We start from the raw sequence: 12172 nt of genomic DNA, 5'->3' as shown, positions 1-12172 counted from the left end.
ACCAACGCCAAAAGCTTAATATGGAACGATAGAGTTTAGCATTTGTCATTATTATTAGTCACACAATATATAACCGAAAACGAGCCGCAATGGCTTCTTTTTCATAAAAACGGACCCGAAAACCCGGTCGAAAATCGTGACTTTTGACAGGTTTTTCGATTGGTATTTTGACTGATATTTTGGTTTTTTTGTTGAAAAACGAACAAAAACTGAACGGAAAAACCATTCAAAAACGATACTTAGCCTACTTAATCATTTTTAGAGGTTACCAGAATGAAAGAAATCAGAATTCATGGACGCGGCGGGCAGGGATCCGTCACGGCCGCTGAGCTTCTTTCCATTGCCGCTTTCAGCGATGGAAAATATTCTCAAGCTTTCCCGGCTTTCGGTGTGGAACGCCGCGGAGCGCCTGTTCAGGCGTTTACCCGTCTCGACACCATGCCGATTCGAATCAGAAGTCAAATTTATGAACCGGACTACGTCATCGTCCAAGATCCGACGCTCCTTGACGTCGTCAACGTGACCGGCGGTCTCAAGCCGACCGGCGCGCTCATCATCAACACCAAAGAATCCGCGAGCGCTTTTAAAAATTTGGATACGAAAGCCCGGATTTTAACGGTGGACGCGACCAAAATCGCGATTGATATCATTGGTGTTCCGATTGTGAACACGGTTTTGCTGGGCGCCTTTGCGGCGGCCACCGGCGAAGTGGCTGTCCCGTCCATTCAGGACGCCGTTCGCGACCGTTTCTCCGGCGAAGTCGGCCGGAAAAATGCCGAGGCCATTCAAACAGCTTACGACGCTGTCAAGAAGGAGATGGAAGAATGAAAGTGACAATCGGCGCCGTCTGCGACCCGGGAACCGCCATGGAAAACAAAACCGGCGGCTGGAGAACATTTATGCCGGTCTTTGATTACGACAAATGCATCCGCTGCGCGATTTGTGAAATCGCCTGCCCGGACATGTGCATTTATCCGGACCCGGCAACGGCCAACGACAAAGGAAAGTGCTTGTACAAAGCCAATTATGATTATTGCAAAGGATGCGGCATTTGCGCGAACGAATGCCCCAAAGACGTGATCACCATGACGTTGGAGGAGAAATAATGGCAGTCAACCCGAAAGACAAATCCAAGATGGTCGTCGTCGAAGGTTCTTACGCGACCGCGCACGCCGCGAAAGTTTCCCGTCCGCAGGTCATCTCCGCGTACCCGATTACGCCCCAGACCCACATCGTGGAAGACTTATCCAAAATGATGGCAGACGCCGAAATTCCGGGCTGCGAATACATCAACGTCGAGTCCGAATTCTCCGCGATTTCCGCACTCATCGGCGCGTCCGCAACCGGCGCCCGGACTTACTCGGCCACCACGTCCCAAGGACTTTTATTGATGCACGAAGCGTTGTTCAACGCCTCCGGCATGCGCCTTCCGATCGTGATGACGGTCGTCAACCGCGCCGTCGGCGCCCCGATCAACATCTGGAACGACCAGCAGGACTCCTTGTCCCAACGCGACTGCGGCTGGATTCAAATCTATACCGAAGACACTCAGGAAGCGGCCGACACGGTTCTTCAGGCGTTTAAGATTGCCGAAGACAAAAATGTCCTCCTTCCGATTATGGTTTGTATGGACGGATTCCAATTGTCCCACGTGTACGAACCGGTCGTTTTGATGGACCAAGGCGAAGCGGACAAATTCTTGCCGCCGTTTAAACCGGACAACTATTTGGATCCGAAAAATCCGAAATCGTTCGGTACGCTGGCTGACCCGTCGTTCTACACGGAATTCCGGTATTCGCAAGAAGAAGCCATGAAACGTGCGCTTCCGATTATCGAACAAGCGGCCAAGGACTTCCAAAAAGTCACCGGACGCTACCACGGCGGCCTCATTGACGAATATCAAATGGAAGACGCCGAAATTGTTCTCGTGTCGTTCGGCTCCGTTCTCGGAACGATGAAAGACGTTGTCGACGCCTACCGCGCCCGCGGCGAAAAAGTCGGTATCTTAAAAATCCGCGCTTTTCGCCCGTTCCCGACGGAAGTCATCAACAAAGCACTGGGCAAAGCCAAAGCGATTGCCGTCATTGAGAAAGACATTTCTCTGGGCCGCAACGAAGGCATTTTGTTCACGGAAATCAAAGCCGGCATGTACAACACCCCGACCCGGATTCCGATGATCGGCTACATGGTCGGACACGGCGGCCGCGACATTAAACCGTCTCACATTGAAGAAATCATCGAGGAAACGAAAACGGTTGCAAAAACCGGAAAGATCACGATTGAATCGCGTTTCAACGACGTCAAGGAGGATTTGTTATGAGCACCGACAACAAGCCTTTCAATTTGCTCACGCCCGGCCACAACGGCTGTGCCGGATGTTGTGACGCGCTCGCCGCCAAATACGTTTTGATGGCGGTCGGCTCGGACTGTATTATCGTGAACCCGACCGGCTGTTTGGAAGTGATGACCACACCGTTCCCGAAAACCGCTTGGAACGTCCCCTGGATTCACTCGCTCTTCGAAAACGGCGGCGCGGTTGCCTCCGGCGTCGAAGCAGCCCTCATTGCGCTCGGCCGCAAAAACAACACGAAAGTGATCGGCATCGGCGGCGACGGATCCACCATGGACATCGGCATCGGCGCCCTTTCCGGCGCGTTTGAACGCGGACACGACATCACTTACGTTTGTATCGACAACGAAGCGTACATGAACACCGGCGTCCAGCGCAGCAGCGGAACGCCTTTCGGCGCGTCCACGACGACCAGTCCGTTCGGAAAAGCGTCTTACGGCAACGCGACCAAAAAGAAAGACATGCCGGCCATTATGGCCGCTCACGGTTCCCCGTATGTCGCCACCACCTCTATCGGCTACGCCAACGACATGATTAAAAAAGTCAAAAAAGCGACCGATGTGGTCGGCCCGACCTACATTCACGCCCACGCTCCCTGCCCGACCGGCTGGGGTTTTGACTCGTCCAAAACCATCGAAATCGCCAAATTGGCTGTCGACACATGCCTCTGGCCGCTTTTCGAAATGGAAGACGGCGTCGTCACCAGCGTGAAAAAGGTGAAGGATCCGAAACCGGTGGAAGACTACCTCAAAACCCAATCCCGTTTCAAACACTTGTTTAAAATGGAAGGCGGCGCAGAGGAAATTAAGAAGATTCAAGCGATGGCCGACAAGAATATCGCTTTCTACGGGCTTGATAAATAATTTATCAAGCTCTTTTTTACTTTTTTGGTGATTAAATGGTTAATTTTATTTCTCTTTTTGTCAGCGGTTTTATTGGTGTTTTAGGTATTATTATATTTGGAATAGGTCACTCCTGGAGAAAAGAATCCACTCAATGGAAATGTAATTGGAGTATTCCATTAATGTCTTTTGGAGTTTTTTTCTTTTCTATTGGATTTGTTTTTGTATTTGCAGAGTTTATATTTTATTATATTATTTTCATTAATACAGAAACCTATGACACAGTTGTTTTAAATCAAGATCAATCTTTTCAGGGTTTGTTTCAAGCAACATTGATATCAGTTACAGCGACATTGGGCGGAATTTCTTCAGCTATTGTATTGTATAGTCAAAATAAAAAAGATAGTGAATATTTGGACTTGCAATTAAGAGTTAATAAGTTGGAAGAGGAAATTAAAATTTTAAAAGATTAAATTTCTCCAACTTCCTTTTCATATAACTGAACATCTCTTTCTAATTTCTCCAACAAAATTTTGGCGGCAGCCGGCGACAAAACCAACCGCTCATCTGAATATTGAATTGAATTTTCCGAATCATTTTGATCCAAATTCGTTAATTCGTATGTGAAATTCGGAATCTCCGGTTCCGGAATAATAATTCCATTCTTCCGGTTTCTTTCTTCCCTTTCCCTTATAATCTGCTGAGTCAATTCTTTTATTGACCTTCTGCTTTCTTCCAAGCATTCAAATGTAAATTCCCAATCTTTTTCAGTCATCCAACCACTGGATAGTATGGCAGAACCGGGATTGTTGATACTAAATTCATCTTCTATTTCATGACTCATTTCGAACACCTTTTTTTAATGAATTAATGATATTATTTTGGAAGGACAAAAATCTGCTTTTTACCATTTTTTCATCCCAATTTCGAATTTTTATGCCGCCGACTGCATTTGGAATCTCGATATGATTATAATATTTTAAATTGGCAGCAATGTACGAATTTAAATCAAATTTTAGGGGATAAGCATCATACAAAAACGCCAAGAAGACGGGGGTAGTCATTTGCCTGCATTTTATTTTTCGAGAGGAGATTGTTTTGTAAGCACCAAATACATTAATCAATTCATAATCGTTCGACACTAAAATGTCTGCGTTGTTTTCAACCGCCGCCGTCAAAACTCTGAAATCGTTGTCTTGAATCATATTTCGTCCGAGCCTGTTGTCGCATTCATTCTTGATCTGCCGGAACAGATCAACATCAACGTCGACTTTTTGAATAAAATCTTCATTTTGAAAGATTCTTTTTGTTTTCCAATCTGAAACCTCGTCGTAGACTTCGGCCGGCATGATGACGGTATGTCCGTCTGTCTTGACAATATCGCAAAACAGATTCCAAAGATCCACACGCTCGTGGATGAATGAAATCGGAATATTCGCGTCAAGGACAATTTTGGACATCGGATCACAACCAAGTGCTGGTAAAGCAAAAACACTTGAAACCCAATGGCATATAAAATATTTGAAAATGATAAAATCGAAAAATATTTATAACTTATTGTTTTGAAAAAAATAAAAAAGAGATATCAAACGATCTGTTTTCAGACAACGTGATATCAAATAAAAAAGAAAACTCAACTGTCCATTGACCGGCAGTTGAGTTTAGATAATTTAATTTTCAAAATTCACATCGACAAAAGCATTTTAACGACCGCTTCGTGATTCTTTTCCGTCGCGATTTGAAGTGCCGTTTGACCTTTGTTGTTGACGGCGTCCGCTTTGATATCGCCGAAAGCCGTCATCAATTCAATGTAATTTTTGGCGTTGTTCTGCTTGCGGTTTTGAGCGGCGTACATCGCGGGCGTGTTGCCGTCAATGTCGCAAACGTCTGTTTTGGCGCCGGCTTCCAGGAACATGATGAACGCGTTTTCTAAGTCGGCGTCTTTTTCGGCGACGATCATGAGCGGCATTTTTCCTTTTTTGTTGGCGATGTTGACGTCGGCGCCGAGATTCATAATCGTGTGGAAAAGCATGCCTTCTCTGTTGTTGGATTCGTTCAGGTTTGTTCTATAAACCGTGTTGCAGGTTTCAATGAGAGCCGTGTTTTCGTCGTCGTCCACAAAGCCGTTGATATCCAGGCCGGCTTTCGCCATGCTTTTGAGAATGGTTTCAATGTCTTTACCGGTGGTTTTGAAGTGAACGTCTTTGATGTTTCGGACCAAGGAACGAACGGCTGTGTAACCGCCTTCGCCGGATTTGAAATTCGGGTCGGCGCCGGCGTCCAGCAAGATTTGAACCATGTCGGCGTATCCGTTGGAACAGGCGACGGCAAGCGGCGTTTTGCCGTCTAATTTGTTGTACGGTTCGTGGAAAACTTCGTGCAGGTCGGCGCCGTTGGCGATGATCGCTTTGACGGCTTCGGCGTCATTTTTGTCGACGGCTTGGTGAAGCGTCATACCGCCGGCGGCGGCGCTGTTCGGGTTGCTTTCATCGTATTCGCCTTTTAAGAAGGCGGCAATGATTTTGGAATTGCTGGCAATCGCGTAATCGAGTGCGGTTTTATCATAGTTGTCTTTTTCATCCGGATCGATTAAACCGGCGTTGACGACGGATTTAACGATTTGAAAATAATTGTCGATGAGGTGTTCGTTTTGTTTGTAGTCTTTTTCCGTCCGCTCCAACCGTTCTTGATTGATTTGATCAAACGTCGGGCTGACCGCCGGCTTTGCCGCTTCTTCTTTCGCGTGCTCGTAATCCTTGACGCGGTATTGACGGCTTTCGAGCGGAAGACGGACGCCTTCGGCGGCCAGATGCAAAATTGTGTGTCCGTTTTTGTCGGTCATGTTGAGTTTGACGCCGCGGTCAATCATGGCGTGGATCATCGGATAAACGCCTTTGTTGGCGGCAACGTGATAACAGGTTCGTCCGCCGTCATCTTTTCGAAGCGCACTGACTTTGGCGTCCAAAAGCGCACAGGTCGCGTCATAAATTTCTTCGTCGCTCGGGCGGTAAAATCCGAGATGGATGGAATCGCACAAGAGGTGAAGCGGCGTTTGTTCGTAATCGTTGACGACGTTGGCTTGAGCGCCGGCTTCCACCAAGCGGCGAATGTTTTCGCCATCGGCGTAGCTGGCGGCGATGTGAATCAATGAGTTTTTGCCGGTCGATTGGTAGATGGCGTTTTTGTCGTCGATGCCGTTGTAAATTTCGAGAATTGTTTCTTTGGAGCGGGTGCTTTTTTCGTAGGCTTGCTTTAAGTCGTAGATTTGATTTTGAAGCGTCATGATTTGACCATTTTGAGCTGCAGGCAGCATTTTATTTGAATGTGAGCGTTTGAATTTAGTATAATTCAAATGATTTGTTATATTTCAAAGTATTTTTTATATTTGTAGTTGTTGAATAACAGAGTGACTGATGTTAAAAATTTTAAAATTGCAGCGGCGGCGCAATAAAATAGATATAAGGTTAAATTCAAAATTGAACGTATGGAAATCATCACATTTATTCAAAATTACAAAGAAGCGTTCGGCGAATCCGCCGAGCTGCCGGTCGCATTTTGGTATTCGAATACGCCGGTTGCGCAAACCGAGAAAATCACCGGTTGTTTTTTCAAGGAAATGCGAAACGTCCGGGACGGGAAACCGGCCGGTTTGAATGCGGAAAACATCAGCTGTCCCGGCGGAAAATTCTACACCGGATTTACGGAAATGCCGCCTTTCGTCCCCAATTTCGTGTCCGGCAAAGAAAAATACAAAGAGACGCCGGAGTTGGTGATTGATTTCTTAAATCAACTTGATGTGCAGCGCGCCCGCAAGAAATATCTTAATTTAGCCCGCGTCGACCAGGTTGAACGTTTCGACGACGTCGAAGGAATCATATTTTTTGCAACGCCGGACATGCTGTCGGGTTTAGCGTCCTGGGCTTATTTTGACAACAATTCGGACGGCGCGGTGACGTCTAAGTTCGGCGCCGGCTGTTCTTCCGTGATCGCAGAAGCGGTTGCCGAGAACAACAGAAACGGCCGGCGAACATTTATCGGCCTCTTTGATCCGTCGGTGCGCCCCCATATCGAAAAAAATGTTCTCAGCTTTACGATTCCGATGTCCAGATTCAAAGAAATGTACGGCACGATGCGGAATTGCTGTTTGATCGGAACGGCAGACTGGGACAAAATGAGGGACCGGATAAATAAAGTTTGATTTTTAAGATGGTGGCGGCGCGCGCGTTATAGCGACACTTTTTCGTTTTGCGTCACAAAACCGGCGGGTTGGTTTTGACTTTTCTTTCAATATTTCCCACTCTTTTTCTTTTTGTTTCAAGCAAACCATCCCGCTTAAACAGACGCTTTGCGTCTGTTTAAGCGGATTTTACATTCAATCTGGATTGGAAATATTGGTAACAGATGCAGATTGGAACAAGTGAACAACTGTATTGTTGGAAACTGAAAGGTACAAAACGGTATCAAGAAATAGGTGTATTGTTAGAAATAGAAGATGCAAAACGGTACTAAGAAACTGGTGTATTGTTAGAAACAGAAGATGCAAAACGGTACCAAGAAACGTGTGTATTGTTAGAAATAGAAGATGCAAAACGGTACCAAGAAACGTGTGTATTGTTAGAAATAGAAGATGCAAAACGGTACCAAGAAACGTGTGTATTGTTAGAAATAGAAGATGCAAAACGGTACCAAGAAACGGGTGTATTGTTAGAAATAGAAGATGCAAAACGGTACCAAGAAACGGGTGTATTGTTAGAAATAGAAGATGCAAAACGGTACCAAGAAACGGGTGTATTGTTAGAAAACAGTGAAAAATCGAAAACGTCAAAAAAATCCATCCGTTCGGATGGATTTCCTGAGTTTTTTGGAGAAATATTTTAAGAACTGTTGGGTTTACAGATTTTATGGATACAAAAGATAGAAGGTTGAAAATTCAACCTTCTGTTGGGGTATTCGTATGTTGTTTTTTTTCGTTTTTCGCCGCCCTTTTCATCAGGACGGCATTAATGTTTGGGTTTGGGTTGAGCTTTTTGAGTTTGGGGCTCAAAAAATATTTCGTTTTTTAATTTACAGGGTGGGTTAAACTATGTGGGTTAAACTATGAATGGGTGGTTGTTTGTGTGTGTTTGGCGGACCTCCCGCGTATGAAACGCAGATTCAACGATTTGTGTGTTTAGTTGTGATTTAGTTTTCAACAGGTTCCATCGGCATGGTCGGCATTAAAAATCCGATTTTAAAGCCGCCGGATTCGCTGTGTGCATAAATTTCATCGGCTTCTTCTTGGGTCAGGTGTCCGTTTTCAACGTCGGCGTCCAAATGAGCCTTTAATTGTTCCAACATGAACGCGTGTTTTTCATCGTCCGTCATGTTGTCAAAGGAAAGCAACTCTTCTTGAGTGAGTGCGAAGCCGGGCATGTTAAATTTTGCCTTAACGCCGAAAGACATGGATCTGCCGTCGTGACTGAACGAAATATCCATGGCCGACATTTGTTCATAGATGTTGTCGGCTTGTTCCTGCGTTAAAAGGCCTTCAGAAACATCGGTGTCCAGCCGGTCTTTCATTTTAGACAGCATGAACACTTTTTTCTCATCGTCCGTCATGTTGTCAAAGGCGGAAAGTTCATCCTCGGAAAGCATCGAACCGGCTTTTCCGGAAACGCCCATATGACCGTTCATATGGTTCGGTTTTCCCGTTTGCTGACCGTTTTCCGTTTTTCTGAATTCACCGGAGGCGCAGTGTTCATAAATTTCATCCGCTTGCTCTTGCGTCAGGGCGCCGGCGGCCACTTGGCTGTCCAGCTGTTCCTTCACCTGAGCCAAGACGTATGCTTCTTTTTCGGCATCCGTCATCTTGTCAAGCGCTGCTAATTCTTCTTGCGTCAGAAAGTGTTTTTGTCCTCCGGCCGTGTGGGATATGACCAGTCCGTCCGTTGCAGCCGCCACCGGAATGGTGGCAACCATCATGGACAGGACGACAAAAATCCCGACCGATCTTTTTATATTCATGGATATCTATTCCTTGTTTGTTTAGTTTTGTTTGTTGTTTTCAACAGATTCGGATCGGGGTGTTGTTTCCCTGATTCGGATTTGTTGTTAAATGTAAACCTAAAATTGTATTTTGGTTTACAATACCATAAATCGTACTTGTTTTATTTATAGTTTTTGGGCGAGCAGACGCGGTCTTCAAAAAATGAGACAGATACGATTCATCTTCTTTTAAAACAAAACAGATAATAAGAATACGATTCAGGCGAATTCTTAAAAATAATTTTTCAAAGAGCTGTCCCTCACAAATTTGCCGGTCATCGACAACAACATTTAAGAAAAGAACGCCCGTTATTAAAATGGTGTTTCTGATGAGTGAATTTGAACGAAAAATCGGATATGTTTTTAAAGACCGGTCTTTCTTAAGAACCGCCACCTATCAAGAACTCAACCGCACACTTGCTTTTTTTGGAGATTCGGCACTGGACTTTGTCGTCGCCGAATACTTGTTTAAAAAATATCCTGACATGGATCAGGGCGGCTTGACCCGGCTCAAAGCGCTGGTGGTCAGCGACGAACGTTTTAATGAAATCGCCCGCCGAAACGATTTGGAAATGCATCTCATTCTCAAAAAAGGCGCGTCCAGCAGCGCTCGAAAAAGAAACGCCACGTTTTTAGAAGCCGTTGTCGGCGCCATTTATTTGGACGGCGGCATGAAACAGATGCGTGAATTCGTTTACCGGATGATCATTTTACCGCAAGACATCGACAGCTATCTCGGCAATTTGGTGAAAGAAAAGGTTCGCCTCAATGAATTCTGCCAGCAAAATTATGATGGATTTACACCAAAATCCGTCGTCATTCATTCAGAAGGCGTGCCGCACGATATGGTTTTTGTCATGAGTTACACGTTATCCAAAGAAACGACAAATCTGGACCATGACATCACAGGCATCGGAACCGGAAGTTCCAAAGCGTCCGCCGAAGAAAACGCCGCCAAAGAAATCAACGAACAGCTCAGACAATTGTGTTTGATGGAATAACGCCGGAGGAAAAATGCCGGATTCCGTTGAATTTGTTCCCGCCAAACAAATCATCACGCCGCTTCCGAAAGGAACGGACTATTTTGCGCACACGCACAACATGAACATTTACCGCGGGTGCAGCCACGGCTGTATTTATTGTGATTCCCGAAGCGTTTGCTATCAAATCGAAGATTTCGATCAAGTCCGCGCCAAAGAAAATGCCCTTTCGATTATCGAAAAAGAATTAGCGGCCAAAACAAAAAGCAAATCAAAATCCAAATCATCCAAGATCTCGATTAAAACGGGCGGAAACGACGATGTTCGAAAAATGATCATCGGAACCGGCGCCATGAGCGACCCGTACAATATTTTTGAAAAAGAACTTTGTCTGACACGCGGCGCGCTCGATCTCATCGACCGGTACAAATGCGGCGTGAGCGTGACCACAAAATCAGCGTTGATCGCCCGAGACCGAGATTTTTTTGTGAACATCAACCAACATTCGCCGGTCAACATTGCCGTCACCATCACCTCTGCCGATCCGGATATTTGCGCCAAAATCGAGCCGAACGTTTCAACGTCTGTCGAGCGATTTTCAGCGATGAAAATATTAGCCGGTTCCGGTCTTTTTACCGGCGTTTACATGAACCCCGTTTTGCCGTTTATCACCGATTCGGAAGAAAATATCACCGAACTGATCGGCAATGCGGCCGCCGCCGGCGCCAAATATGCCGTCTGTTTTTTCGGCGTTACGCTGCGCAAAGGAAACCGCGACTACTTCTACCAAAACCTGACCGGATTTCCCGGCGTCCGGCAAAAATATGAATCGACCTTTGGGAACACTTACAGTTGTTCCGCGCCGAATGCCGAAATGCTCTACACAATTTTCAAAAAAGAATGTCAGAAGCACAATCTTTTGTACAAAATGTCCGATATTTCGGAAGCGATTCGGCAAAACGCTCAAACGGCTCCTCAAAAACAAAAAACATTGGGCGATTTTTATTAACTTTTTGAAAGTCGCCGACAATAAATTTTTAAGATTCAAAACCCATTCACCTTTATGAAAATGCGATTTAAATTTTTATTCATCTTACTGGCGGTTGTTGCCGTTCTGGCCGCTGCCGGCTGTATATCCAACCCGTTCGGTTCGGAAAACGATACGGTAAACAGTACAAACGAAAGCGTCAACGTGACCGACATTTACAACATCTCCGTTTTTGTCCCGACCATCAACAATACGTCTGAAATCGTCGAGTCCGGCACATACGATATTTTGGAAACCGGCGAAGTCAAGGTCGTCCGGCTTGTGGACAACAAAAGCAAAATCCCGGTGATTGAAGAATCCGGATTTTTGGTTTTCAGCGGCCCGGAAATCAAAAATGTTTACTTTTTGACCACGGACAACTTTTCCATGACGCAGGACAGCTTGGATCAAATTTATGCTGACCCGCAGCCGGCCAATGTGTCTTACACGCTTAAAAACAAAACGTCCGGCGCCGGCTTGGAATTGGAAGAAAATTTCTCGGGAATTGTCGTTTACACGTTGGTTCAGTCCGCCAGCGAAAATAAAATCGTCATCGACGACGGTGCCAAAGCTGTTCAAATCACGCTTCCGCCGAAAACAACCACCGGATTCAGGCTTTTGGGAACAGCGTCGCCGACGCCCGACAATACAACCGAAACGGATGACCGGGAAGTCATGCAATGGAATCAGCCGACCGGAACCGTCGTTGTGAAATATTACAACGAAAACGCGCCGATGTACATGATTCTTGCCGCTGTTTTGTTGATGGCCGCCATTTTGGGTATTTATTTGTATTACAGAAGCCAAATCCGCAAGCTTCGAAAAATAACGGAAGCCGTGGACCCGGATGGAAATTCAGGTTTCCGGAAACAAAGGGATTGAACAAAAAAAGTAAACAATCAATAAACAAATTTTTCGGCTTCCGTTTGAATTGAAACACAATTAAATA

Annotated in this window: 14 protein-coding genes; 10 read left to right on the top strand and 4 right to left on the bottom strand. The window is 45.6% G+C overall.

Translation table 11 applies throughout. The features are described 5' to 3' along the window. Nucleotides 1–273: 273 nt before the first annotated feature. From MsAg5_RS08915 to MsAg5_RS08895, 5 genes are read left to right on the top strand one after another with little or no spacing between them, the layout of a single operon-like run. Nucleotides 274–828: a pyruvate ferredoxin oxidoreductase subunit gamma gene (locus MsAg5_RS08915; RefSeq protein WP_338100283.1), complete on the top strand. Its 555-nt coding sequence runs from the start codon at nucleotides 274–276 to the stop codon at nucleotides 826–828. Beyond that, on the top strand, nucleotides 825–1106 hold the full coding sequence (locus tag MsAg5_RS08910; RefSeq protein ID WP_338100282.1) for a 4Fe-4S binding protein: 282 nt from the start codon (nucleotides 825–827) through the stop codon (nucleotides 1104–1106). Before MsAg5_RS08915 ends, MsAg5_RS08910 begins: the two co-directional genes overlap by 4 nt. Beyond that, nucleotides 1106–2320: a pyruvate synthase subunit PorA gene (porA, locus tag MsAg5_RS08905; protein ID WP_338100281.1), complete on the top strand. Its 1215-nt coding sequence runs from the start codon at nucleotides 1106–1108 to the stop codon at nucleotides 2318–2320. The genes MsAg5_RS08910 and porA overlap by 1 nt, the downstream gene beginning before the upstream one ends. Next, nucleotides 2317–3213 carry a thiamine pyrophosphate-dependent enzyme gene (locus tag MsAg5_RS08900; protein WP_338100280.1) on the top strand — a complete coding sequence of 299 codons (897 nt, stop codon included), beginning with the start codon at nucleotides 2317–2319 and terminating at the stop codon, nucleotides 3211–3213. Before porA ends, MsAg5_RS08900 begins: the two co-directional genes overlap by 4 nt. A 35-nt stretch (nucleotides 3214–3248) precedes the next feature. Next, the gene (locus MsAg5_RS08895; protein ID WP_338100279.1) at nucleotides 3249–3665 is read left to right on the top strand and encodes a hypothetical protein; all 417 of its coding nucleotides are present in this window, start codon (nucleotides 3249–3251) and stop codon (nucleotides 3663–3665) included. Here the strand turns inward: MsAg5_RS08895 and MsAg5_RS08890 are convergent. From MsAg5_RS08890 to MsAg5_RS08880, 3 genes are all read right to left on the bottom strand, one after another. Beyond that, on the bottom strand, nucleotides 3662–4045 hold the full coding sequence (locus MsAg5_RS08890) for a hypothetical protein (protein ID WP_338100278.1): 384 nt from the start codon (nucleotides 4043–4045) through the stop codon (nucleotides 3662–3664). The two genes, MsAg5_RS08895 and MsAg5_RS08890, sit on opposite strands and share 4 nt — an antisense overlap. Then, nucleotides 4026–4652 (bottom strand): hypothetical protein, encoded by a 627-nt coding sequence (locus MsAg5_RS08885; protein WP_338100277.1) that lies wholly within the window; start codon nucleotides 4650–4652, stop codon nucleotides 4026–4028. Before MsAg5_RS08885 ends, MsAg5_RS08890 begins: the two co-directional genes overlap by 20 nt. 224 nt (nucleotides 4653–4876) lie before the next feature. Further along, nucleotides 4877–6475 (bottom strand): ankyrin repeat domain-containing protein, encoded by a 1599-nt coding sequence (locus MsAg5_RS08880; RefSeq protein ID WP_338100276.1) that lies wholly within the window; start codon nucleotides 6473–6475, stop codon nucleotides 4877–4879. Nucleotides 6476–6676: 201 nt separating this feature from the next. Here MsAg5_RS08880 and MsAg5_RS08875 point away from each other — a divergent pair, with 201 nt between their 5' ends. Together MsAg5_RS08875 and MsAg5_RS08870 are read left to right on the top strand one after the other, a co-directional pair. Next, a complete protein-coding gene (locus MsAg5_RS08875) occupies nucleotides 6677–7390 on the top strand; it encodes a DUF169 domain-containing protein (protein ID WP_338100275.1) in 714 nt (237 codons plus the stop codon). A gap of 323 nt (nucleotides 7391–7713) precedes the next feature. Continuing rightward, nucleotides 7714–8070 carry a hypothetical protein gene (locus tag MsAg5_RS08870; protein WP_338100274.1) on the top strand — a complete coding sequence of 119 codons (357 nt, stop codon included), beginning with the start codon at nucleotides 7714–7716 and terminating at the stop codon, nucleotides 8068–8070. Nucleotides 8071–8373: 303 nt separating this feature from the next. Here MsAg5_RS08870 and MsAg5_RS08865 read toward each other — a convergent pair whose 3' ends face one another. Next, nucleotides 8374–9195 carry a hypothetical protein gene (locus MsAg5_RS08865; RefSeq protein WP_338100273.1) on the bottom strand — a complete coding sequence of 274 codons (822 nt, stop codon included), beginning with the start codon at nucleotides 9193–9195 and terminating at the stop codon, nucleotides 8374–8376. Nucleotides 9196–9545: 350 nt separating this feature from the next. Here MsAg5_RS08865 and MsAg5_RS08860 point away from each other — a divergent pair, with 350 nt between their 5' ends. From MsAg5_RS08860 to MsAg5_RS08850, 3 genes are read left to right on the top strand one after another with little or no spacing between them, the layout of a single operon-like run. Further along, entirely contained in the window at nucleotides 9546–10217 is a 672-nt protein-coding gene (locus tag MsAg5_RS08860; protein WP_338100272.1) for a ribonuclease III family protein, read from the top strand. A gap of 13 nt (nucleotides 10218–10230) precedes the next feature. After that, the gene (locus MsAg5_RS08855) at nucleotides 10231–11205 is read left to right on the top strand and encodes an SPL family radical SAM protein (RefSeq protein ID WP_338100271.1); all 975 of its coding nucleotides are present in this window, start codon (nucleotides 10231–10233) and stop codon (nucleotides 11203–11205) included. A gap of 54 nt (nucleotides 11206–11259) precedes the next feature. Continuing rightward, on the top strand, nucleotides 11260–12105 hold the full coding sequence (locus tag MsAg5_RS08850; protein WP_338100270.1) for a DUF5803 family protein: 846 nt from the start codon (nucleotides 11260–11262) through the stop codon (nucleotides 12103–12105). The last annotated feature ends 67 nt before the right edge of the window (nucleotides 12106–12172 follow it).

The sequence above is a fragment of the Methanolapillus africanus genome (assembly GCF_032714475.1).
In the GTDB taxonomy this organism is placed as follows: Archaea; Halobacteriota; Methanosarcinia; order Methanosarcinales; family Methanosarcinaceae; genus Methanolapillus; species Methanolapillus africanus.
The sequence above is the reverse complement of the archived record's forward strand: the minus strand, read 5'-3'. Positions and strand labels throughout refer to the sequence as shown.